The organism is Salinimonas profundi (assembly GCF_014750655.1).
Lineage (GTDB): Bacteria > Pseudomonadota > Gammaproteobacteria > Enterobacterales > Alteromonadaceae > Alteromonas > Alteromonas profundi_A.
This window is the reverse complement of sequence record NZ_JABBXD010000008.1, coordinates 127476-152051: the sequence shown is the minus strand read 5'-3', so window position 1 is coordinate 152051 and position 24576 is coordinate 127476. Positions and strand designations below refer to the sequence as shown.

General features: G+C 49.5%; 21 protein-coding genes. 7 read left to right on the top strand and 14 right to left on the bottom strand.

Annotated features, from left to right (window positions below; translation table 11 throughout):
- Positions 1 to 54: 54 nt before the first annotated feature.
- The gene (locus tag HHX48_RS13985; protein ID WP_191026049.1) at positions 55 to 972 is read left to right on the top strand and encodes a Dyp-type peroxidase; all 918 of its coding nucleotides are present in this window, start codon (positions 55 to 57) and stop codon (positions 970 to 972) included.
- Here HHX48_RS13985 and HHX48_RS13980 read toward each other — a convergent pair whose 3' ends face one another.
- Genes HHX48_RS13980 through HHX48_RS13970 form a run of 3 tightly spaced genes read right to left on the bottom strand, consistent with a single transcriptional unit; the run spans position 973 to position 4399 of the window.
- Complete coding sequence (locus HHX48_RS13980; RefSeq protein WP_223858382.1) at positions 973 to 2082, bottom strand: adenylate/guanylate cyclase domain-containing protein; 1110 nt, start codon at positions 2080 to 2082, stop codon at positions 973 to 975.
- An 18-nt stretch (positions 2083 to 2100) separates the two neighbouring features.
- Entirely contained in the window at positions 2101 to 3381 is a 1281-nt protein-coding gene (gene hemL / locus HHX48_RS13975; RefSeq protein WP_191026048.1) for a glutamate-1-semialdehyde 2,1-aminomutase, read from the bottom strand.
- Position 3382: 1 nt separating this feature from the next.
- The gene (locus HHX48_RS13970; protein WP_191026047.1) at positions 3383 to 4399 is read right to left on the bottom strand and encodes an aspartate carbamoyltransferase; all 1017 of its coding nucleotides are present in this window, start codon (positions 4397 to 4399) and stop codon (positions 3383 to 3385) included.
- Positions 4400 to 4690: 291 nt separating this feature from the next.
- On the opposite strand from HHX48_RS13970, the gene HHX48_RS13965 reads away from it, so the two are divergent.
- Positions 4691 to 5386 (top strand): DUF2982 domain-containing protein, encoded by a 696-nt coding sequence (locus HHX48_RS13965; RefSeq protein WP_191026046.1) that lies wholly within the window; start codon positions 4691 to 4693, stop codon positions 5384 to 5386.
- 1 nt (position 5387) lies between these two features.
- Here the strand turns inward: HHX48_RS13965 and HHX48_RS13960 are convergent, their stop codons facing one another.
- On the bottom strand, positions 5388 to 8519 hold the full coding sequence (locus HHX48_RS13960; protein ID WP_191026079.1) for a hybrid sensor histidine kinase/response regulator: 3132 nt from the start codon (positions 8517 to 8519) through the stop codon (positions 5388 to 5390).
- Positions 8520 to 8707: 188 nt separating this feature from the next.
- On the opposite strand from HHX48_RS13960, the gene parC reads away from it, so the two are divergent.
- Together parC and HHX48_RS13950 are read left to right on the top strand one after the other, a co-directional pair.
- Positions 8708 to 10993, top strand: coding sequence for a DNA topoisomerase IV subunit A (gene parC, locus HHX48_RS13955; protein ID WP_191026045.1), 2286 nt, complete (start codon positions 8708 to 8710; stop codon positions 10991 to 10993).
- A gap of 79 nt (positions 10994 to 11072) precedes the next feature.
- Entirely contained in the window at positions 11073 to 11609 is a 537-nt protein-coding gene (locus tag HHX48_RS13950) for a heme NO-binding domain-containing protein (RefSeq protein ID WP_191026044.1), read from the top strand.
- Between the two features lie 67 nt (positions 11610 to 11676).
- Here HHX48_RS13950 and HHX48_RS13945 read toward each other — a convergent pair whose 3' ends face one another.
- The 8 genes from HHX48_RS13945 to rpe all read right to left on the bottom strand — a co-directional run bounded on the left by HHX48_RS13945 (position 11677) and on the right by rpe (position 20177).
- Positions 11677 to 12483 carry a DUF1338 domain-containing protein gene (locus tag HHX48_RS13945; RefSeq protein WP_191026043.1) on the bottom strand — a complete coding sequence of 269 codons (807 nt, stop codon included), beginning with the start codon at positions 12481 to 12483 and terminating at the stop codon, positions 11677 to 11679.
- 12 nt (positions 12484 to 12495) lie between these two features.
- Positions 12496 to 13965, bottom strand: coding sequence for a succinylglutamate-semialdehyde dehydrogenase (astD, locus tag HHX48_RS13940; protein WP_191026042.1), 1470 nt, complete (start codon positions 13963 to 13965; stop codon positions 12496 to 12498).
- A gap of 14 nt (positions 13966 to 13979) precedes the next feature.
- On the bottom strand, positions 13980 to 15014 hold the full coding sequence (gene astA, locus HHX48_RS13935; RefSeq protein WP_191026041.1) for an arginine N-succinyltransferase: 1035 nt from the start codon (positions 15012 to 15014) through the stop codon (positions 13980 to 13982).
- 22 nt (positions 15015 to 15036) lie between these two features.
- A complete protein-coding gene (locus HHX48_RS13930) occupies positions 15037 to 16245 on the bottom strand; it encodes an aspartate aminotransferase family protein (RefSeq protein WP_191026040.1) in 1209 nt (402 codons plus the stop codon).
- 299 nt (positions 16246 to 16544) lie between these two features.
- Positions 16545 to 17783: a hypothetical protein gene (locus HHX48_RS13925; protein WP_191026039.1), complete on the bottom strand. Its 1239-nt coding sequence runs from the start codon at positions 17781 to 17783 to the stop codon at positions 16545 to 16547.
- A gap of 65 nt (positions 17784 to 17848) precedes the next feature.
- The gene (locus tag HHX48_RS13920; protein WP_191026038.1) at positions 17849 to 18448 is read right to left on the bottom strand and encodes an anthranilate synthase component II; all 600 of its coding nucleotides are present in this window, start codon (positions 18446 to 18448) and stop codon (positions 17849 to 17851) included.
- Positions 18449 to 18458: 10 nt separating this feature from the next.
- Complete coding sequence (gene trpS / locus HHX48_RS13915) at positions 18459 to 19469, bottom strand: tryptophan--tRNA ligase (RefSeq protein WP_191026037.1); 1011 nt, start codon at positions 19467 to 19469, stop codon at positions 18459 to 18461.
- Between the two features lie 33 nt (positions 19470 to 19502).
- A complete protein-coding gene (gene rpe, locus HHX48_RS13910) occupies positions 19503 to 20177 on the bottom strand; it encodes a ribulose-phosphate 3-epimerase (protein WP_191026036.1) in 675 nt (224 codons plus the stop codon).
- Positions 20178 to 20602: 425 nt separating this feature from the next.
- Between rpe and HHX48_RS13905 the strand changes: the two genes are divergently transcribed.
- From HHX48_RS13905 to HHX48_RS13895, 3 genes are all read left to right on the top strand, one after another.
- Positions 20603 to 21331: a TorF family putative porin gene (locus HHX48_RS13905; RefSeq protein ID WP_191026035.1), complete on the top strand. Its 729-nt coding sequence runs from the start codon at positions 20603 to 20605 to the stop codon at positions 21329 to 21331.
- 194 nt (positions 21332 to 21525) lie between these two features.
- Positions 21526 to 21753 (top strand): hypothetical protein, encoded by a 228-nt coding sequence (locus HHX48_RS13900; protein ID WP_191026034.1) that lies wholly within the window; start codon positions 21526 to 21528, stop codon positions 21751 to 21753.
- Complete coding sequence (locus HHX48_RS13895; RefSeq protein WP_191026033.1) at positions 21725 to 21955, top strand: DUF2970 domain-containing protein; 231 nt, start codon at positions 21725 to 21727, stop codon at positions 21953 to 21955. Before HHX48_RS13900 ends, HHX48_RS13895 begins: the two co-directional genes overlap by 29 nt.
- 7 nt (positions 21956 to 21962) lie before the next feature.
- Here the strand turns inward: HHX48_RS13895 and HHX48_RS13890 are convergent, their stop codons facing one another.
- Both HHX48_RS13890 and HHX48_RS13885 read right to left on the bottom strand, forming a co-directional pair.
- Positions 21963 to 22805, bottom strand: coding sequence for a Dam family site-specific DNA-(adenine-N6)-methyltransferase (locus tag HHX48_RS13890; RefSeq protein ID WP_191026032.1), 843 nt, complete (start codon positions 22803 to 22805; stop codon positions 21963 to 21965).
- A gap of 208 nt (positions 22806 to 23013) precedes the next feature.
- The gene (locus HHX48_RS13885) at positions 23014 to 24474 is read right to left on the bottom strand and encodes a sensor domain-containing diguanylate cyclase (RefSeq protein ID WP_191026031.1); all 1461 of its coding nucleotides are present in this window, start codon (positions 24472 to 24474) and stop codon (positions 23014 to 23016) included.
- Positions 24475 to 24576: the final 102 nt, after the last annotated feature.

The window sequence follows — 24576 nt, the reverse complement described above, 5'->3', positions numbered from 1 at the left end:
CCACACTTAAATAATAACGAAAACAACCACCTGAAGGTGGCGAGGGAAAAACGCGTGAGCCAACCGCAAAAAGGGGTATGTGCCGAGCCAAACCTGCATGCGCAGTATTTGTTGCTGAATGTCGTGGATGACGAAAGTGACGTAATCAGAGAAAAGCTGGCCCGGGTCCTGGATATTTTTGAGCATTACGAAAATGAACACTTTGAGGCGATGGTCACAGGTGTCGTGGCGGTCGGTGCAGGGTACTGGACAGAGCTGTACCCCGGTCTTATTCCCGAAGCGCTCACGCCTTTTCCGCAAATGCAGTGTGAGGATCGTTCTGCGCCGGATACCACCACCGATCTGTTTATCCAGATACGCGCCGACCGACTGGATATTTGTCATGCAATTGGTATAGAGATCATGGATTTGCTTCATCTGCACGTCGAGCTGGTGGAGCAGACTCGGGGGTTTCGCTATTTAGATGGCCGGGACCTAAACGGCTATATCTATGGCGCCGATAATCCCCGGGGCATGAAACGCCGGGAGGTGGCGGTGGTAGGCGATGACGTGCCTGAGTTTGCCGGCGGCAGTTATCTGCACGTGCAACGATACCGCCACGATTTAAGACGGTGGCAAACCTTGTCTGCCCGACAAAAAGAGCAGGTCATGGGCCTGACGCAGGAACACAACCTGCCCAGCGCTGAGCAGTCTGATTCTTCGCACTGCGTGCGCGCCTCGACCCTCGGTCCGCACAGCGACTTGCCCTCGCTGGTCAAGCAGGGAATGCCCTATGGCGATTTAAATGAACAGGGACTGGTATTTGTCAGCTGCGCCGCGTCATCCCAACCTTTCAAGGCAATGCTACATAGTCAGATATATGGAAACAGTGAAGGCGATTACGATCGATGGCTGGACTTTACCAGTGCACAGACGGGCGGGGCGTATTTTGCTCCCTCGGTGCCGTTTATCCGCAAGCGGGGCGTGCAATAATCAGCGCGGGTGGATGGTTTCTACCACTATTGCGCCGTCCCAGTCCGGACCGAGCGTTGTTTCTTTTAGCTGATGAATGGCAGCAATGTGCAATGATGCCAGATTATCATGCGAGCTAAGTGCCCGGGCTTCTTCAAACAGGTCGATAGCCTCCTGCCATTGCTGCTTACATCGCATTTTAATGCCGGCGCGAATCGCGGCATCGGCGGCTATCTTTTCCTGCTGTTGCTCGTCTGGCAGATGATTCAGCACCTCATAAATTTCAATGGGCGCCTGTCTGCCCTTCACCCTCACCCAGTCAAGTAATCGTGTTGCGCGGGAGTTGGCACTATCGATAACATTCAGTGTAGTGGCACTGACAATAATATCGGCGTGGTAAATCGGGGACAGGGTTTCAAGCCGGTAAGCAATATTTACGCTATCGCCAATAACCGTCGTATCCATTCTGTCTTCTGATCCCACCGTACCGATGATCACAGGTCCGAAATGAATGCCGATGCCTATATCTACCGGCTCATAACCACTTTTTTTACGATGTTCATTGTAAAGGGCCAGCGCTTTGCGCAAATCCAGCGCCGCGTTAAGTGCATCAGTGGCTTTTTGTGACGCATTGCCACCGGGGTGGTCAAACAATGCCATAATCGCATCGCCGATGAACTTATCAATAAAGCCACGGTTCTGATGGATGGGCTCATTCATGCGCAAAAAGTAAGAGTTTAAAAAACTCATAAGCTGTTGCGGCACCATCTGCTCTGATAAACCGGTGAAACCGCGAATATCACAAAACAGGATGGCAACCTCGTCTTCATCCGCATAACCCAGGGCGAGTTCAGTTTTGCCATGCTTGGCAAAATGGTCGACAAACTGCCGGGGAATAAATTTTTGAAAGGTCGTGGTCAGCTTCAGTGCATCATCTGCTCGCTGGGCGAATAATCGCTCTTTGTCCTGCTCACTGGCGGCAACCGGACGCTGACGGCCCGGGGCTGGTACTTCGGCAGTTTTACCCGCTGCAGCGCGTTGACGATACAGCAATACTGTGACAACGACACCGTAGATAGCCAGAATCGTTACTGCAATGATTAACATCAGGGTGTCGTTGGTCACGTCCATTCTCGTTTTACTGCAAATTTACAACGCAGCCAATACCTTATCAGCTGCATGCAGTGTTTCTTCAATTACAGCGCTGTCATGCTGGCTGGAGACAAATCCCGCTTCGTAGGATGCCGGCGCCAGATAAACGCCTTGTTCCAGCATGCCATGATAAAACTGCTTAAATTGTTCTGTGTTGCAGTTTATAGCTTGCTGGTAATTGACGACTTTTTCAACATCGGTGAAAAACAGGCCGAACATACTGCCTGCATGGTTGGTGGTCATGGGCACACCATGCTTGTCTGCCAGCTTCTGCATACCTTCCACCAGTTGTTCAGTACTGCGGTAAATGCCGTCGTACAAGTCGTCTTGCTGCAATTGTGTCAGGGCCGCAATGCCAGCTGCCATTGCTACCGGGTTACCCGACAAGGTACCGGCCTGATAAACCGGTCCGGTTGGTGAAACATGCGTAATGATGTCGCGCTTGCCGCCAAATGCGCCGACCGGCATTCCCCCGCCAATAACCTTACCCAAACAGGTGATATCAGGTGTAACGCCGTAGCGTTCCTGCGCACCGCCACGGGACACTCTGAATCCGGTCATGACCTCGTCAAATATCAGCACAGTGCCATGATGATCGCAGATAGCACGCAAGCCCTCTAAAAAGCCTTCTACCGGCGGAATGCAGTTCATATTTCCGGCTACAGGCTCAACAATAATACAGGCAATATCGTCGCCGTGCTCTCTGAATACGGCCTCTACGCTTTCAAGGTTATTAAACTCAACGGTGAGAGTATGCTGAGCAACTTCTGCAGGCACGCCCGGAGAGCTGGGCACACCCATAGTCAATGCACCTGAACCTGCTTTGACCAGTAATGAATCAGCATGGCCGTGATAACAGCCCTCGAATTTAACGATTTTGTTGCGTCCGGTATAGCCGCGGGCAATCCGAATTGATGACATGGTCGCCTCGGTACCGGAGTTCACCATTCGCACCATTTCCATCGAAGGCACCATTTCGATAACCTTCTCAGCCATCAGAATTTCAGCTTCGGTCGGTGCGCCAAAGCTTAATCCGCTGCCGGCGGCTTCGATGACCGCTTCACGAATTTTAGCATTATTGTGACCAAGCACCATCGGGCCCCATGACAATACATAGTCGATATAGCGCTTGCCATCGGCATCCCACATATAAGGCCCGTCGGCTTTGGTGATAAAACGTGGCGTTCCGCCCACCGCTTTAAACGCTCTGACCGGCGAGTTTACGCCACCGGGAATGGTTTTTTGCGCTCGGGCAAACAGTGCTTCAGATTTTTGCATATTATTCGCTACTCTTGTTGCTAAACCACACCACATCACGCTCGTAGTGCGCGACTTTATCTTCAATGCCCAATGTCAGGGCAAACAACGCCATTCTGACCAGGACGCCGTTATCAGTTTGTCTGAATATGGCGAGGTTCGGATTTAAGTTCAGATCATTATCCAGCTCATTGGCTTCGGCGCGGGAGTCGCGGGGAAGCGGGTGCATAATGACGGTATTAGACTGAAAGTGACGGGTATAGATTGACTGGTTAAGCCTGAATTTACCGCGGTATTTATTGGCCTCCTCCTGCGAGGGAAAGCGCTCCTCCTGAATGCGTGTCTGATAACAAATATCCGCATCCATATTGCCTTCCAGCTGCTCAGTAATGGTCAGCTGATGGCCGGCATTTTCAATAGCATCAATGATTGGTGCAGGCATCGCCAGTTCTTTTGGCGATATCAGGGTAAAGCGAATGTTGTTGAACAGACTCAGCAAACGAGAGAGTGAATGAACGGTTCTTCCATACCGCAAGTCACCAATCATGGCGATATGCAAGCCATCAATCCCTTTACCCTGATACTCTCGTTCACGCTGGATTGTATACAGGTCAAGCAATGCCTGAGTGGGGTGCTCATTGGCACCATCGCCGCCGTTAATGACGGGCACCCGGCTGCCCTGGGCAAATTCTGCTACCGAGCCGGCCGCTGGGTGACGCATGGCGATAATGTCTGAATAGCCGCTCAACACGCGTGCTGTATCATACAGTGACTCGCCTTTAGCCAGTGCCGAGCTGGACATGCCGGTGGTCTCGCGCACTTCTCCGCCCAGCAGGTTAAATGCTGTACCAAAACTTACGCGGGTACGTGTGCTTGGCTCAAAGAATAAATTACCCAGAATTGCACCGTCGAGCACGGTGGTGCGCTTTTGACGTTTGGCGTAGGGCTGCATGGTGGCAGCCACCTCAAACACTTTCTCAATCGCCTCGCGGTCAAACTGATCGACCGAAAGAATATGGTTACCGGTAAACGCTGTCATTGAGAGTCTCATCATTAAACGAAAACGCCGATAGAATACCAAAAAGTTGGCGATGTGTAGAGGATTGCTAGGGATGATGCTGTTGCGTCGAATTACATTCACTTCATTTTGTTTCAGGCCGCCTGACACGCTAAACTTTAGTACTTAACCCAGCGTACGTAGCCTTAATGGTGCAAAAGAAGAACAAATCCCGCTCACGGACTGACAGTCTGTGGCATACTGAGTGTGAAAAATGTCGGCGGATACGTTTGTATATCGTGTGGGCGATTCTAATGTTGGTAGTCTATTTTTATGTCTTCGAATGAAACCGGCCCTATCCTGATAAGGGCTACCTCAAAGCGCAACGGTATCACCACGTTATTTATCGGTGGTGTCGCGCTCATGATTTCTGCGCTTTGGCTTAGCTTTGCCCCTGACTGGTTATTCCTTGCAGGCATATTTTTTACCAGTGCGTCACTGGTAACGTTGCTGGTGGGGTGGTTCAAGCTACGTGAGCCTGACCACAGCATTGAAATCTCTCCTGAGCGCATTCTTTACCACCACCGGCGAGGGAACTGGGTAATTGACTGGGACAATGTTCAGCGGGTGGACTGCCCCCGGGTAAGACAGGGGCTGGATCACGTAAACATTGAAGCGGTGGGCATTCGCCTTAAGCAGTATGCGCCCTTTCTAAATACCGTTTCGCCCCGGCTGGCCACGCACCTGCTGATGGAACAACGGCCATTGTTATTGCATAACTTCGATAAAAGCTGCGCATCGGGCGACTGCTTTAATCAGGAACTTTTCGACGATAAGCATTTTACGCTGGAAACCGGTGAAGTACTTACCGGTATAAAAGCAATGCTGGCTAATCGGATGACGCAGCTTCGCAGCCGCCTCGGTTATGATATTTACGTCTCGGCATCGGATCTTGACAGACCGCCAGTGGACTTTGTTCACCTTATGCGGGATTGTCAGCAGGCACGTACAGACTCCGTCGGCTCCTGACTCAGCGTCCGGCGGCTTTGCCCAGCCACTCTGTTGCTTCCACCTCTACATCCTCGGCCTCTTCCAGAAAGACCGGTAACAGTTCGGCTACCAGCATTTTCTTATCGCGCTTAAGAGCGCTTTCCAGATCATTGGCGATTTGCTGTAATTTCGGTACGCCGGTGTAACAGCATGCGCCATGCAGGCGGTGTACTTCTTTTTGCATCGCCAGAAAATCCGAATCCTCCCAGCCTGCCTTGATGGTTTCTATTGAGTCAGGCAGCAAACGGATAAAATCGCTGAGCAACTCCCTGGCGGTGGCATCATCGCGCTCAGTACGCTCTACTGCCAGATTCCAGTCCAGTGTGGGTTTGCTGTTACACGGCTGCGCATTGGACTGACACCAGCGCCGGATTAGCTCTACCAGGCTGGACTGGTCAATGGGTTTGGGCAGATAGTCATCCATGCCTGATGCAAGCAGACGCTCTTGTTCCTCTTTGAACGCGTGGGCCGTCACCGCAATAATCGGCGTACCCATATTTAATGCTGTTTTACGGATGCGTTTTGTTGCCTGCAAACCATCCATGCCCGGCATCTGAACATCCATCAAAATGATATCATATTCGTTCGACTGACAACGGTTAGCCGCCTCCAGCCCGCTGGTGCATACCGTTAACTCAAGTGGGCTGCTACGAAGCCACGTTTGCAGTAATTTCAGATTCATCTCCATATCATCCACGGCCAGCACCCGCGCTCTTGGCAGACTGTCCAGCTTCGATTGCAGCGGGTTTTTATGCTGCGTGGTTTTATGATGAAGCAAATCTTCGAGTTTTGTCAGGGTGACCGGCATTCGTATCTGCGAGTGGAAATGCTGGGTCAGGCTGGGGTACTGATTAAACGGCTCGGAGCCGGAATACCATAAAACGCGTTGCATGGCGCGAATCTGGACCAGCTCTCCCAGCATGGCATCGCGACAATCCAGCTTACTGACCGGTAACGTGGCAAACAGATAGTCCGGGGTGAAAGACAGGGATTTAAGAAAGTCCAGACTTTCGACACTGGTTACCCGGGCGCCTAAGTTGTAAAGCATGGTGGCAGTTGCCCGACGCGTTTCCGGTATCGGGTCAAAAACCACCACGCGTTTATCCTGCCAGCGACTGTTAGGCATCATGGAATATTTATGACTGAGGCGGTTCATTTTCAGCGTGATGGTGAAGGTGCTGCCTAGTCCGGGCTCACTGCGCAGGTTCATGTTACCGCGCATCAGTCTCACCAGCTCGCGACAAATCACCAGTCCCAAACCGGTGCCCTGATAGCTGCGGTTGGTAGAGTCATCCAACTGGGAAAAGGCGCTGAACAGCTTTTTACGACCTTCACGGCTAATACCTATACCCGTGTCTTCGATAATAAACTCAATCTCTTGTAGCCCGTGCGCCAGCGCTTTGTTTTTGACTCTCAGCGCCACTGAGCCACTGGAGGTGAATTTCAGTGCGTTGCTCAGCAGGTTATTGAGTACCTGCTTAATTCTGAACAGATCCCCGATGAGCTTTTCAGGCAACGGATCCATGTCAAAAACAAACTCCAGCCGTTTGGAGTGAGCCGATTTGGACATGATAGTAACCAGCTCTTCCAGCTCCTTAATCGGTGAAAAGGGCTGATTGTTAATTTGCAGTTTGCCAGCTTCAATTTTAGAAAAATCCAACACATCGTTCACGATGCTAAGCAGGTTGTCTGCAGCGGTATTAACAATACGTACCTGCTCCTGCTGGTCGGCCGGCAACGTCGCATTACCCAGTTCCCGGCTGAAGCCCAGGATGGCGTTGAGGGGGGTACGAATCTCGTGACTCATATTGGCCAGAAACTGCGATTTGACGTTACTGGCTTTAATGGCGTCTTTGCGGGCAATATCCAGACGTGCGTTCTGCTCCTCAATCAGCTCCATATTATTGCGCAGATCATCGGTAGCCTGTTGCACTTCTGATTCAAGCTGACCGCGACTTTTTTCCATCAGCGCGACAGAAAACAGCGCCGATTCCAGAAATACGCCCACCTGAAAGCAGTAGGTTGTGAACTGGTTGGAGGGTAAAAGCCCAACCAGGCTCAGCATTCCTGTAACTGCGCCGGCTGCCAGCATCGTCCAGGCAAAAATAAAATAACGGGCAGGCTCGAAGCGGTTAAAAAAGGCCTCAAAACCGGCATAGATGTAACTACAAATGGCTGCCATTCCCACCCCATAAACCAGGTTATGTTTCCAGGTCATGGGTAGCACTCCCAGCAGGCAAATAAGCGCGACTAGCGCCTGCGCTCCTAGCAGCGACATCACAATGGGGTGCGCGGTAGACGCGTTCTTCTTAGTATTGAGAAATAACACAGAGAAGATGCCCGAGCTCATACCGATGATGGTAAAGATTAACTCAGTATGACTGGCTAGCCAGGCAGGCGAAGGGCCGGCGGTAAAGACCTGAATATGACCGCCCCAGACAATCTGCCAGATAATAACCGCCATAATATACCCCACATAGGCAAGCAGGCTGGCTTCCCTGACCTGGAAAAAAAGCACCAGGTTGTAAATGGCAAGAATAAACAGTCCGCCATAGAACAGCCCCCACATGGTGCTGTCGATTTGCCATTGGGCACTATGGATTGGCTCAGGTGTGACATTAAGCGGGACAATGAGACTGGATGAGTGACTTTGCACCCGGATGTACAATTCCAATGGAGTAGCAACCGGTAAATCAGCCCGTAATGTAGGCACTCTGAAGCGTTGCTCTGACTGTAATTTACCCTGATGACTTTGCAGGATTACCTCATCATCAGCGACCAGATAAAAATCAACCTTATCTAACTGACTAAAGTTAATACTGAAAACCCAGTTGGATAAGTTGCTGACATTACTGATGCGATTTGATAACCAAATACCGTTCTCACGAAAACCGAAATTAGGATTATTTTCGGTATACCACTGAAACTCTTTTTTATTTTCCAGAATCTCGCCAATGGTCAGTGGCGTATCGCCCTCGCTGTAAATCGCATAATTACCAGACAGATCAACGCTGGCATCTTCGTCAAACAATTGGATGGTTGTCTGTGCCTGCGCCGGAAAGACCGCAGATAAAAAAATGAATAAAAACCAGATTATAGGTGCAACGCGCATGGGGCCAGAATCAGTAAACATCGAAGCGTCTATTAAAACACCACTTCAGGGTGGATATCAAAACTTAGATGAACGGTACATCACGTATAGTGAATTATCACGTGCCATGCACAGCCAGTTGCGTTACCCCCCGCTTTGCCCCACAATGGCGCTAGATGCAGTGGTATTAAACAATAACGATATATTCCATGAGCGACCAGATCACGATTAGTCAGGACGGGGTCGAACAACTCCCGTTACGCCGTTTTACAGAAGATGCTTACCTAAACTATTCCATGTACGTCATCATGGACAGGGCGCTTCCCAATATTGCCGATGGCCTTAAGCCGGTTCAGCGGCGAATTATCTATGCGATGTCCGACTTGGGGCTTAACGCCGCCGCGAAATATAAGAAGTCGGCCAGAACGGTCGGGGACGTGCTGGGTAAATTTCATCCCCATGGCGACTCTGCCTGTTATGAAGCCATGGTGTTAATGGCGCAGTCATTTTCCTATCGCTACCCGCTGGTGGATGGTCAGGGCAACTGGGGCGCGCCGGATGATCCCAAGTCATTTGCTGCAATGCGTTATACCGAAGCGCGGTTGTCACGCTTCTCCGAAGTGCTGCTTAATGAGTTGGGGCAGGGTACCGTTGACTGGATGCCCAACTTCGACGGCACACTTAACGAGCCCAAAGTACTGCCTGCACGTTTGCCCCATATTCTGTTAAACGGAGTAAGCGGCATTGCGGTAGGGATGGCCACCGATATTCCGCCACACAATGTGCGCGAACTGGCCCAGGCCTGTGCGGCGCTGCTGGATAACAGCAAAACCAGTATGGAAGAAATTCTGGCACTGGTTCAGGGGCCTGACTATCCAACTGAAGCGGAAATAATCACGCCGCGTGATGATATTACCAAACTGTACGAAACCGGCCGCGGCAGCATTAAAATGCGAGCTGTGTATCGCGAAGAAGCTGGTGACATTATCATTACAGCATTGCCGCATCAGGCTTCCGGTGCCAAGGTACTGGAGCAGATTGCCGCACAGATGCAGACGAAGAAACTGCCGATGGTCAGTGATTTGCGTGATGAATCCGACCATGAGAATCCGACGCGCCTGGTTATCACTCCGCGCTCCAACCGGGTAGACGTACAGCAGTTGATGCAGCACCTGTTTGCAACGACCGACCTCGAAAAGAATTACCGGGTTAACCTGAATATGATTGGGCTGGATGGCCGGCCTCAGGTCAAAGATCTGCGCACGATTTTGACTGAATGGCTGGAGTACCGGAAGGATACGGTGACGCGGCGTCTTTCCTATCGGCTGGAAAAGGTGCTGGCAAGACTGCACATCCTTGAAGGTTTACTGGTTGCGTTCTTAAACATTGACGAAGTGATTGAGATCATTCGTACCTATGACAAGCCCAAGCCAGAGCTGATCCAGCGTTTTTCTTTGTCGGACAAACAAGCCGAAGCCATTCTGGAGCTGAAACTTCGTCATCTTGCCAAACTTGAAGAGATGAAAATCCGCGGTGAACAGTCAGAGCTTGAAGCAGAGCGCGATAAACTGGAGCTGATTCTGGGATCAGATCGGCGCCTGAAAACACTGGTTAAGAAAGAGATTTTATCTGATGCTGAAACCTACGGTGATGATCGTCGTTCACCGCTGGTTGAGCGGGTGGAAGCCAAAGCCTTATCTGAAAAAGAGCTTATTCCGAGTGAGGCGGTAACGGTAGTCTTGTCCGAAAAAGGCTGGGCACGTGCAGCCAAAGGTCATGATGTTGACGTGGAAGGGCTAAATTACAAGGCGGGCGACGCCTATCAGGCCAGCGCCAAGGGGCGCAGTAACCAGCCTGCCGTGTTCCTGGATTCATCCGGTCGCACCTTTGCGTGCGACGCCCATGCGCTGCCATCAGCCAGGAGTCAGGGAGAGCCCCTGACCGGACGATTCAACATTGTTGGCGGCGAGCAATTTACCCACGTCCTGATGGGCGCGGATGAACAGCGCTTCTTGATGGCGTCGGATGCCGGCTACGGCTTTGTCGGCACGTTTGCTGACATGGTCAGTAAAAATAAAGCGGGCAAAGCTTACCTGAGCCTTCCTAAAGCTGCCAAAGTACTTGCGCCGGTAACAGTTACTCAACCCGATACTGATTTGTGTATGGCAATCTCTAACGAAGGCAGGATGCTGCTCTTCCCGTTAACGGACCTGCCTAGTTTGGGCAAGGGTAAAGGCAACAAAATTATTAATATTCCCTCTGCCAAGGCGCAAAGCCGCGAGGAGTTTGTCAAAGTGCTTACGGTAGTCCCACAAGGGGCCTCTGTGAAGGTACACGCTGGAAAGCGCAACATGACGCTGACGCCCTCCGACCTGGAGCATTATCGTGGTGAGCGCGGGCGCAGAGGCAATAAACTGCCTCGCGGATTACAGCGGGTCGACGAGATTCAAATCATCCCTGCTCAAAGCAATGATGTGCCGGATGAGCCGGAATAAGTGGTATGTGCGCGTACTCAGTGGTGGTTCTGACATCACTGAACTACACTCTTAAAATTAACCGTCTGAGTATCATCTGATGTTAGGTATTGTGTTTACATCGCTTATTGAAATGCTCGAAGAAAAGGTATCTCCGGAATTTGCTGATGAAGTGATTACCGAAGCAGGGTTAGACAGTCAGGGCGCTTACACCGCAGTGGGGCGTTATCCATTCGCAGAACTGGTTAAAATCCTGAATGTGCTTGAAAAAAAGACGGGCAAAACGCAGGAAGCGCTTCAGCATGATTTCGGCTATTATCTATTTGGGCGGCTTGCGCAGTCTCACGGACAGGTAATGGCTGGGCGTGAGAGCCTGCTCGATGCACTTGAGGTACTGGATGATGATATTCATGTTCAGGTAAAGAAGCTGTATCCGGATGCCGATCTGCCCCAGTTTACCGTGTTGTCACGTACCGAGAAGGCGATGCGGTTACGCTATTTTTCCACCAGAGATTTGTATGCGCTGGCAGAAGGGCTGATGGATGCTGCAGCCGATCATTTTGGTGATGCACTTAAGCGTGAGACATTTAAAACGTCAACACCACATACCTATGAATTCAGCCTGTCCGTCAGCTAAGTTGACGACAGACATACAAAAAAGCCTTAACAGTAACTGTTAAGGCTTTTTTAATGCTATTTATCTGTTACTTAGCATTGGTACTTTCAAAGATTTTATCGGCCGAAGCGGCAACAAATCCCTTGTAGTATTTACCATCCGGCATCTTGTAGCGCTGAGCAAACTCGTAAAAACAGCTTGGAATCATTTTAGATTCCGCTTCAAATTTCACGTAGGCGTGGTCAGCCATGGTAGAGGACTGTGCCAGATAAACAGATTCGCCGCCTTTGATCTCACCGCCTGAGTCGTTCAGGGTGAAGCCCGCGTCTTTAAGCATCTGGTTAACGTCAGTGAGCTCCTGCGTCTTTTTCAGGAAGTTCACGCTCACTGTAAAGTGGTTTGCGCGAAAGCCCCACGCCGCCAGCCAGGCCGCATACTCAGACTCTTCCAGCAACATATCGTATTCCGCTTTAGACACTGTCCAGTGCTTGCCTGAATACAAAAAGTTGTCCGCTTTTACAGCGTCGTCATCCATTTGCTCTACGAGATGGTGAATGATTTTCTGAGCTTTTTCAGAGAGATCCTGAACACGAAGCTCGCTGATAAAAACTTTGGGCTTAGTTTCGTCGGGATGCTCAAAATGCTTGGCATCCAGCTTTTTCGCCTCAAAATCGTAATTACCTTTTTCTTCGTAACCTAATGCCAGAAAATGTGCCGCGAGTTTGTCCAGCGACGTTTTTGGCAAATTAAAGGTACGAAACGCGACATGATCATTCACAATCTCGTCGTCATTTTCACTATCTGCCAACAATTCATGAATCTTGTAAGCAGATGGGGTGATATCTACATAGTCTTCCCACAAATTTTCGAACAGGGTATCGACATTAGAATGCATAAAAACTCCCTCTTACATGGTCAGGCCAGGACTCAATTTGCCTGGTAGTGTCACCTTTTCAAGCTCAACAGATGCTACCGGATACGCACAGTAGTCTGCTGCATAAAATGCGCTGGCGCGATGGTTACCACTTTCGCCTACGCCGCCGAAGGGGGCTGCACTGCTTGCGCCGGTGATAGGACGGTTCCAGTTAACGATGCCCGCGCGGATACGCTCGAAAAAGTACTGCCAGTCATCGGCACTGTCGCTGATCAGACCCGCTGACAAGCCAAAGCTGGTGTTGTTCGCTTCTTCAATGGCACTATCAAAGTCGGTGTAGCGAATGACTTTGATTAAGGGGCCAAAATGCTCTTCGTCCGGGAGCTTATCCAGCATGTCCGTTACATCGATAATCCCGGGCGTCGCAAAACCCTTTTTAGGATCGCGCTGTTCCAGCGGAAGCAGTACTTTAGCGCCCATATCTACCAGTTGTTGCTGTGCATCAACCATAAGTTTCGCAGCGTGTGCCGAAATCATGGCGCCCATGAACGGTTGTTCCTGCGCATCATATTCGTCAACATGGATATCTTTAGTCACTTCGATCAACCGTGACAGAATGGTATCACCCTGTTCGGTTGCCGGAATGAAGACCCGACGTGCACAAGTGCAGCGTTGCCCTGACGTTATATACGCAGATTGCACAATATCGTGCACTGCTGCTTCAGTATCTTCGACTTCCTTAACAATAAGCGGGTTATTACCGCCCATTTCCAGGGCCAGAATTTTACCCGGATGACCGGCAAACTGTTCGTGCAGCATTTTTCCAGTGCGCGAGCTGCCAGTGAAAAACAAGCCATCAATCCCAGCGTGTGAAGCCAGCGCCTTGCCTGTTTCTACTTCACCCTGTACCAGGTTCAGAACACCCTTAGGCAAACCAGCTTGTTCCCATAGCTTGATGGTTTCCTGAGCGACCATGGGAGTCAGGTCGCTGGGCTTAAAGATAACCGTATTACCCGCCAGTAAAGCCGGAACGATATGTCCGTTTGGCAGGTGGCCCGGGAAGTTATAAGGCCCGAACACCGCAACTACACCATGCGGTTTATGACGGATAAAAGCTTTGCCGACGGGCATCGCGTTTTCAACCGTACCGGTACGCTCATTATATGCTTTTTCAGAGATGCCGATCTTACCCATCATGGCACCCACCTCAGTGGCAGTTTCCCACTCAGGTTTGCCGGTTTCTCTGGCAATGACTTTAGCCAGTGCGTCTTTATTCTGCTCTAACAGTTCACCGAACTTTTTGATGATAGCCAACCGCTCATCAACGGTTTTTCTGGCCCATTCCGGGGATGCCTGTCGCGCTGCTGAAATGGCACTGTCGACCTGCTGGGCGGAGGCAGATTTACCTTCCCAGATAACTGCGTTCTTTGCCGGATCGGTGGACGTGATGTCGTGTCCTTCACCTGCGACCCATTCACCATTGATAAAGTGTGTCGTTTGCATGTAGTTATCCTGTATTAATTTCTTGAATGTACGGGCGCAAAGCGCACGTACTCGCCGGCATTGATATTTAATGCGGCGGCTGCCTGGCGCGAAATAACGGCGACCTGCTGTTCTTCACTGACTACCATCTCTGTAGCAACCGCTCTGAAATCATCTACCGATGTATTGATAATATAATAGCTACGTCCCTGAGCCGCTGTCTGGTCATCAATAATGATGGGCAATTTGCGGCTTTCCTGCGCAGTACGAATATGTGTCAGATTAGCCTCAACCGTCGGGCCGGCATCGAAAATATCGACGTAGCCTCGACAGCTAAAGCCTTCCTCTTGCAGAAGCTGCAGCGCCGGCCGTGTTTTTTCGTGAACCTGACCAATCACTTCCTGGGCGCGCTGACTCAGTAAGCTGACATAAATAGGATATTTGGGCATAAGCTCTGCAATAAAGACCTTATTGCCAATTCCTGATAAATAATCCGCGGTGGGGAAATCCATCGAGAAAAAGTGCTCTTCCAACCATTGCCAGAACGGAGAACGCCCTTCTTCGTCACTAACACCGCGCATTTCGGCAATGATGGTTTCGGAAAAACGTTCCCGATGTTCCATCATGAACAAAAATCTGACTTTTGACAGAAAACGACCATTGATGCCGCCTCGTGCGCATTCTCGCAAAAATAGCGTACAGATCTCAGTCACGCCGGTGTAATCATTGCAAAATGTCAGAATATCCACTGTGTTGTGAATATTCAGTTCCCGGGACGCGTGAACAACCTTACCCAGATGGTAATGGTAGAATGCATCGTCCAGGCCTACCGCTGCCTCGATACCCGTCGTTCCTACCACTTTACCCGTCTGGGTATCTTCCATCACAAACAAATAGGACTCGCAGCCAGGTTGGCTAACCTGACTGGTAAAGCCGGCTTCTGCGCGCTCAATTTTATTTTTCAGCAGCTCTTCATTGACCGGCAATGAAGTAAAGCCGATGCCAGATTCCACGGCAATTTCGTGCAACGACGAATAATCGCTTTGTCTGATTGGGCGAATGATATTCATGTTCGCTTACTCAACTGGTTATTTACTTGGCTTCAACAACAGCGGCAACCGCACGCTCAAAACGCGCCAGACCTTCACGGATATCTTCTTCCGGAATGATCAGAGACGGCGCAAAACGTACAACATTGGCACCGGCTACCAGTACCATCAGGTGTTCGTTAGCTGACGCAACCAGGAAGTCGCGGGCACGGCCTTCGTAGTCTTTGTTCAGTGCACAGCCTAACAACATGCCTTTACCGCGAATTTCTTCAAAGACATTGTATTTGTCGTTAATTTTGCCTAAAAGCTCACGGTACAGGGCTTCTTTGGCTTCAACACCGCTAAGTACCTCACGGGTATTGACAATATCTAATGCTTTTTCAGCAACTGCGCAGGCTAATGGGTTGCCGCCATAAGTACTACCGTGTGTGCCTGGTTTCAGATGCTCAGCAATTGCCGTTGTTGTCAGCATGGCGCCAATGGGGAAGCCACCGCCCAATGATTTGGCCGATGTCAGAATGTCAGGTGTGACGTCCAGGCCCATATAGGCATAGAGGTGACCTGTACGGCCTACGCCAGACTGCACTTCATCAAAGATAAGTAGCGCATTGTGCTTATTACACAACTCACGGACGCCTTTAACAAACTCCGGATCAGGAGAAATAATACCGCCTTCACCTTGTAGCGGTTCCATCATTACCGCACATGTTTTGTCAGAAATCAGCTTTTCAAATGCTTCAAGGTTATTGTATTCGCAATGGTCGACCGCACCCGGCTTCGGACCAAAGCCATCCGAGTAAGCAGACTGACCACCCACGGTAACCGTGAAAAAAGTACGGCCATGGAAACCTTTGTTAAATGCAATAATCTGATTTTTTTCTTCGCCAAATTTGTCCAGTGCCCAGCGACGCGCAAGTTTCAGCGCCGCTTCATTGGCTTCAGCGCCGGAGTTCGCGAAATAAACGCGATCAGCAAAAGTCGCTTCCGTTAGCTTAGTAGCCAGACGAAGGGCTGGCTCGTTGGTAAATACATTACTCAGGTGCCACAGCTTGTTGCCTTGCTCGGTTAATGCTTTAACCAGCTCAGGGTGACAGTGACCCAGTACATTCACCGCGATTCCGCCAGCAAAGTCGATGTACTCCGCACCGTCCTGATCCCATACACGAGAACCCTCGCCCCGCACCGGTACCATTCCAGCCGGGTTGTAGTTGGGAACCATCACTTCATCAAACGTTGCTCGAGTTACATTCATAGGTCATTACCTCTCTATCAGGCGTTTCAGGTGCGTATTTGCGCAGGCATGAAACACAATTAGAAAATAAATTTGGTCAATATTATGTCATTGTCAGCCGCGTTTGTCTTCCTGTATGCAGCTGCAAGCCCTTTATTTTCAAGGGGTTTGGCTTGTTTTGCAGGAAAAGTGAATAACTATCTAATGTGGCCGCAGAACAGAGTGAATACGCGCAAAGCCGGAGAGGGGATGAGTAATGGTAATACACAACGATTCAGCGGTAGCCGCTTCACTGTGCATGAATATCCACAAAATTTTTTTCACGCCGTTAACATAACCGCAGCCGGATTTTCGAAAATGTCGGCAGATTTCAGCATTTCCAGAGAACCGGCAGGGTAATGTTGCGATCGTAACGCAAACTTACCTGTTTCCTTATTAAGCAATCTGGCGCGAAACAGCATCCGTACTTTGGCATACTGGCGTGCCTGAACAATAATCTTTGTCAAAGGGGAACAAGTTTCAGCGTTTCCGGCCATTGCCAGTGTAGTCTCATTTATTGCTTGAGAAGGAATATTAATCACCCCTAGCAGACTGGCACAAAGCATGTCGGCTTTTTGTTTAATAAGGGCTTGGAGGTGATGCGCAGATGGAGCGATGCTGCTTAAAATTGCATACTGCTTTTTTGTAGCACGTAGACGTGCGTCGTTCAGCATAGTCTTGTGCGCTGTATCAAATTCAGCAAAAAACATGTGGCTCAGAATAGAGCGGGCAATGAAGTACATCGTTGTCAGAAGTGCTGCGCTATTAGCACTCTGGCCGGTGTACCTTGCCAGGTGGACGGCTGCTACACAAGTAACGTTTGTGAAGGTCTGATGCTGCTCATAAAGCTTTGGAAATGGGTCACGTGATGCTGGGGCAATATGTTCAGATAGCAGCTTAGGGATAAGCACGGCTAAATTATTCATTCCCAGATAACTTAACGCGGTACGCAGCTGCTTTACTGTTCCAGACTTTCCCTGGGCATACCTGCGGCGAAAAGCAGACGTGTTTACAACGCTGATAAGCGCATGTTCCATCCAGGGGATCGAAGCAATCAGCGGCGTAATTTGCGTGATTGAGCCAGCATCTGAATGTAGCAGACTAAACAGTCTGGCCATCGTGGTGGTACAGCCAACATACTCGCTAAACAGCGTTGCAGGGCGCGAAAGCCTGTGTTCGACTTGATCATGAACCGATTTGTGCAAAGACTGACTGATTTTATCACCGATAGATGCACTGTTTTGGGCATTTCGCAGCTTACTGTTAAGCGCAATCTGTTCAATCTCAAGCAAACGACGCCGGGCATAGCTTTGCTCTGAATCTTCAAATTTCACCTCGCCCGGTCGTCGCCGCGTCATGCGAACTCTGTCGGGCTGAAGCATAAATAGTTCAAACTGTGCTTCAATGCCAGCAGGCGCTGCTGGCGAGAGTTGCCCTGAGCGGGTGCTTGTCGTCGCAAACTCCGGGCCTTTCGGAAGGTAGTGACTGGCTGAATTTTCTGACGACCATGTAGCTAACATTGTCTTGCCCCGACAGTTGGCGTTGATAACTTACCTTTTATCGGCAGCAGTACAAAAAGGTTAACTCATGCAGATTCTGTAAAGGTTTGAGCCTTCAGCAAAAAATTGTTGAGCATGGTGTGGCCGTGCTCAGTCAGCAATGATTCAGGATGAAACTGAATTCCCCAGATGGGATGGGTTTGATGGGATATGGCCATGATTTCCCGATAGCCGGTGCTGTCCTCTACCCACGCATCAATATGAAAAGCATCGGGCAGAGACGAGGGCTCAATGACTAATGAATGATAGCGGGTGGCACTGAACGGTGTCGGCAGGTTGGTAAACAGACCCGTACCTGCATGGTCCACGCTGGAGACTTTGCCATGCAGAATATGCCGTGCATTGGTCACTCTGGCACCAAATACCTGACCGATAGCCTGATGGCCAAGGCAGACACCAAGCAGTGGCACATGCCCGGACGCATACTCAATCACTTTCAGACTGATGCCTGACTGATTTGGCGTACAGGGACCCGGTGATATCACAATTTTTTGCGGGGCCAGCGCCTCGATTTCACGCAGGGAAAGTTGATTGTTTCTCACAACCATCACGTCCTCGCCCAGTTCGACAAAATACCGGGCAAGGTTGTGAGTAAACGAATCGAAATTATCAATAAGTAGTAACACGAAAGGCACGCTATGGTTTGGCGATAAAACCTACTGCTTCGTAAACCTTTTGCAACGTTACACTGGCTTTTTCAGAGGCTTTGGCCGCGCCGTCTTTCATGACACTGTCCAGATAGGCACGGTCATTTCTTAACGTGTGGAACTTCTGTTGAATAGGCTCAACCAGTGCGACAACGGCGTCCGCAACATCGCCTTTTAAATGACCGTACATCTTATCTTCGTATTCGGGTACCAGCGCGTCGATTGACTTACCCGTTGCCAGTGAAAGCAGCGTAAGCAGGTTTGACACGCCGGGCTTCTCTTCCGGATTAAAATAAATTCTGGCTTGCTCGTCAGAATCCGTCACGGCCCGCTTAATTTTCTTGGTCAGCTTTTTAGGCTCTTCCAGCAACCCGATAAAATTGTTCGGGTTGGTGTCAGATTTAGACATTTTACGATCTGGTTCCTGCAGGCTCATTATGCGGGCACCAAATTCCGGAATATACGGGTCGGGCAGGGTGAAAACATCACCGCTATATAAATTGTTGAACCGCGTTGCGATGTCACGAGTCAGTTCGAGATGCTGCTTCTGGTCCTCACCCACCGGAACCTTATCTGCCTGATACAATAAAATATCGGCTGCCTGTAATACCGGGTAAGCGTATAAGCCGACATTGATATTGTTTATATTCTTTGCTGACTTGTCTTTAAACTGGGTCATGCGGTTGAGCTCGCCCATCTGTGCATAACAATTCAGCACCCAGGAAAGCTGGGCATGTTCAGGCACATGTGACTGCATAAACAGCGTGCTTTTATCGGGGTCAATGCCGCAGGCCAGGTATAAAGCCAACCCATCCAGACAAGCCTCGTAAAGATTTTTAGGATCCTGACGAACAGTGATTGCGTGCAGGTCAACCAGCATGTACAGGCACTCAAAGTCGTCCTGCATTGATACCCACTGTTTCAGTGCGCCCATGTAATTGCCGATGGTTAACTGCCCTGAAGGCTGGCAGCCGCTTAAAACAACAGGTTTATGACTCATGATGGTTCCTGACACTAATAAAGAATATAAAACTTATCGCGCTATCTGACTTAGCTCGTTGCGCATCTTATCGATAACAGCCTTGTAGTCTGGCGCATTGAAAATGGCTGAACCGGCGACGAACATGTCTGCGCCAGCTTCAGCTACGGCACGAATGTTATCCACTTTTACGCCACCGTCAATTTCAATTCGAATATTTTTGCCGCTTTGATCGATGCGGCGTTTAACGTCGCGCAGTTTATCATAAGTTGAATCCAGAAACTGCTGCCCACCAAACCCCGGATTCACTGACATAATCAGTACGTGATGCAGCTTCTCCAACGTGTAATCAAGATAGTGCAACGGCGTCGCTGGATTAAGGACTAATCCTGGCTGACAGCCCGCATCGATAATCGCCTGAATTGAGCGATCCACGTGGGCTGACGCCTCAGGATGAAAACTGATATAACTGGCACCGGCTTCGGCGAACTTTTCTATCATGTCGTCTACCGGCTCAACCATCAGATGCACATCGATGGGCGCAGTAACGCCATAGTCCCGCAACGCTTTGCAGACCATCGGGCCAATAGTCAGGTTGGGCACATAATGATTATCCATCACATCAAAGTGGACAATATCAGCCCCTGCTGCGAGCACAGCATCTACCTCTTCGCCAAGACGCGCAAAATCGGCAGAAAGGATAGATGGTGCAATCAAAAAGTCAGACATGCTTTTTTCCTCAGTACTCAAACGTGACCTGATACGCAGCACCGGCACAGTGGGGTCAGATGCCGTGCTTTCAGGGGGCATGCAAAGGAGTCACAGACTACCGCATTTTCACCATGTCGTCATGTAAGAAGCAGATTTACCACATCTTTCACTTCAATCGGGTGGTTTGCGCACAATTTGTGCAGTTGCACAAAGCTTGCTTTCTTATGGTGCATAAGCATCTTTTTATACATGCTGAAAACTCAAAATCCTCCCTGAATAAATAAAATATTTATTCATTTTAAACAACTAGTTATGCATTTCTTTTGGTGGAATCTCCATCTCTGCGACGCACGGGCACCGCTTTTGCGTTGAGTCATGCCAACAATAAAAATAGACAGAAAAAACTTAATTATTATCGACTTATCGAAATTTGGAGAACACACATGAGAAAGTCATTGCTAGCACCAGTCGTTGCCAGTCTTATTGCCGCAGGTTTGGTGGCCGCCCCCAGCCATGCAGATGAACTGACGGCGAATGTCAGCGTCACTAATAACTACATTTGGCGCGGTCTCACTCAGACAACCAATGAGGCTGCAGTGCAGGGCGGTATCGACTATGCGCATGAAAGTGGCTTTTATGCCGGCACTTGGGCATCGAATGTCCAGTATGGTGCGGATGATGTGTATTCTTACGAGCACGATCTGTATGCAGGCTTTGCAGGTGAAGCAGAAGGCTTCACTTATGATGTCGGTTATCTTTATTACAATTATGATGCTGAAGCCGAATTTGATTTCGGGGAGATCTACGGCACAGTCGGCTACGATGCGCTGAGCCTGAGTCTCTATGTTCTGGCCAATACAGAAGCTGATGAAGCGCCTGGTCAGGATTTCGGATTTGGTAAAGCTACCTATGTCTCATTGGATTACGCGATGCCGATCATGAACGGTACTGAACTAGGCTTACATGTGGGTCATCATCAAGGTGATTTCGCTGAAGCATTCAACGGTTTAACCGATAGCTATGTTGACTGGGCTGTGTCGTTGTCTAAAGATGGGTTTGGCTTTGCCATTACCGGTACCGATATGGACTCTGATGAGCCGGCAGCAGGCGGCGCGTATGACAATGACGAGATTAAATTTGTTGTCTCGTACGCGATAGACTTCCAGCTTTAACCAAGCTTTACCAGCAAGTCGGTGAGCAGAGATTCTGCACACCGGCTTTTTTTGTATTCGAACAAAAGATCAGCTTGTTCATTTTTGCCAGCGTATTATAATGAGGTTAAATTTTAGTCTACGAGCCCATCATGTTTATCAGGGAAAAGGTAAAAACGCTGGCTGCTCTGGGAAGTGTAACAGCAGGTTTATGGATGTTAGCCTCTGTCAGTGCGCTGGATCAGGCAGAGCAATGCCGTCAGAAAATCACCGCAGGTATGAATACTGAGCAGGTTGATAGCGAGTGCGGGTCACAAATGCAGATTAGCTGGCGAGCTTGGGCTTCCGGCAAATCACTTTCTTTTCAGTTCCACTTCTTCGATTTGTTGGAGCTTCTCTATGGCGGCGAATCAGATGGCCGTTTTTCTGGTCAGGGCAATTAGTCAGTCAGACAAATCGCGTCCACGAATTATCTCAGTGATTTTAAGTGTCCTGGCGAGCGCCTTTGGCGTGCAAAGTCAGCAAAACTATCAACGGGATTTCTCAGAAAAGTCACCCCTTCCTTACATTATCACCGGTATTATCGTTACGGCGTTGCTGGTGGGAGGGTTGATGGCGCTGGTTCTCTTCATCACCAGCGAATAGTTATTGATCAGAGTGCACGAGCCATATCGGGGGGCGAAAAATAAGCCAGAACCTCGGCTGCTGGTTTGCGTAACGCACCCTTTTGACTGATAGAGCGTTTTACCGACAGCATCGAGATTGATGCGCCCTGATACATTGTTCTGATAACCGGTAAGTCATGATTGGAAATCAAAACAGGTATGCCCCGCCGTGTTGAGGTTTTGTGCGCCAGCGATGCCAGCTTTGATTGCGCATCCATGCCAAACCCACGGGTAGCATAACTTGTGAATGCGGCTGTCTTACTGATGGGGGCATAGGGCGGGTCGCAATAAATAACATTGCCCTTGCGTGCCCGGGAAAACACTTTTTCAAAGGGCAGACAGGTAAAGGTGGCTTGTTGTGCTTTCTCAGCAAACCGGTACATTTCTTCCGCCGGGAAATAAGGTTTTTTGTAGCGTCCGAATGGAACGTTAAACCTGCCGCCCAGGCTGTACCGACACAACCCATTATAACCGTGACGGTTCAGGTAGACGAAGAGTACCGCGCGATGATATTCATCACTGGTATGGTTAAATTCTTCCCGCAGAGCGTAGTACGCATCTTCACAATTGTAAGCTGCAGTGAAATAACGCTGGGTATCAAATACCAGTGCATCTGGTTGGGCTTTGAGCAAGTTATACAGGTTAATCAGATCAGGATTAATGTCGTTGAGCAGATACCGCTTGTAGTCGGTATTTAAAAACACCGAGCCAGCACCAACAAAAGGCTCTATGAGTTTGTTAGCTTGCGGTAACTTCGCATTAATGTGCTCTACCAGACTGTACTTACCCCCGGCCCACTTCAAAAAGGCCCGGTTTTTCTTTTGCGTCATGCTGATTGATTAATACCTACACGCAGTCGAAGCTACAGGTGTGCTTCAATTTGATATGGACTGTTATTATTTGGCAGGTGTAGCGCTAAAAAGTCAGACGAAGCAGACCAACACAATACCCAGTTAAGTGATTGTATCCGGCATCATCGATCGCGACAACCAACAATACGAACTATCAGCAAAATAGCCATTATTTGTGATTGTAATGCTAGCGTTTATGTCCTGATTGCACGGTTCTTCCACGCAGGTAGTGGGTGTTGGAAGAGACTTTCTTTTCCAGCGCATCGCGACTGGCGTGCCATGACTGGGAAGGGCGCTGTACGCAATTTCGTCCCGCTCTTTTTGCGCTGTACAAGGAAGCATCAGCAATGCTCAACAGTTCTGTGACATCTTCTGCCTGACTGGGAACGAGCGACGCAATACCGAAGCTGGCGGTGACGGATAACATTTTGCCATCTTCCATCACGATGGGTGAGTAGGCGATAGTTTTGCGAATGTGTTCAGCCAAATCAAATGCGTCATTCTCACTGGTATTAGGCAACAGAATAGCAAACTCTTCGCCACCATAACGCGCGGCTAAATCAGTATGGCGCAGAATGTTTCTTTGTAAACATTTAGCGACATGCTTTAAACACAGATCCCCAATCAGATGGCCGTGGGTATCATTAAACTGTTTGAATTTATCGATATCCAGCAGAATCATACTGATTGTGGTTCTGTCGCGCATCGCCCGTTTAATCTCAGCTTTGAGACGTTCATCCAGTTCCCGGCGATTTGATAGGCCAGACAATTCGTCCATTGTCGCCATTCGCTTCAGTGTCTGGTTTTGTTTAACTACCTTGTGTTGCAGGTGAATATTTTCTATTAGTAAGCTGACGACTACGGCTGCCGATGACACAAGGCTCAGGACCCTGGCGGCATACCAGCCGTAGCTAAACCTGGCACCGGAATATATTGACAGGATGGCCTCGCACAATGCAGCAAGCATAGCCAGCGACAACCAGGCATAAATCTCATTCTCGAACTTACCTTTTACGACAACAACGGTGAGGGCCAGTGCGCAACAAAACATCACCGCCGGGCCATAGATAAGAGATAAAGAATCAGAATAAGCACGACTTTCTGAAATCAACGGGGGGAGCTCAACCCATGACAGAAGCGTGGCGGCAATGATACCACCAATAACCAAGAGCTCTGTGCCGAAAAGCGCAAGTGTCCATCGCCAGACCCGTTTGGTAACAATAGGGTAGGAGCCATCGACCAGCATACCCGCCGTAATAATGATGGGAAAGCCTAAGTGCCAGGCAATCCAAAGCCATGCTGCATCACCGGTAGAAGCGGTTATGAGTGAAAATGTTTCCAGGTTATCGGTGAGAAGTCCGACCTGAAACGGTGCCAGTAACGCGACCCACAAATACGCCATAGATAAAATGCCAAATGTCAGCATGCCCGTGCGACGAAAATGTGCATAAAGTAAAATGGCTGAGATAGCTTCCAGAATAAAAATTGCAGTACCGTAAGCACCAAGAAAACCAATTGATTGTGCACCCGGCTGCTGTGCCTTAACCAAAGCCCACGCCGAACCACCAAGCACAGTGATCGCCAGAATAATCAGGATGCCATATTGCATCTTACCGGGGCGTGTAATTAATTGAGAATATTTTTGCATGAGGTTAATTGTCTAAATCGGGACATTCCTGAATTTTCCCAAACAATGTTTTCAACATCTGTGAGATAGCCGGGTTAATGAGATAGTACTTATACATTAGGC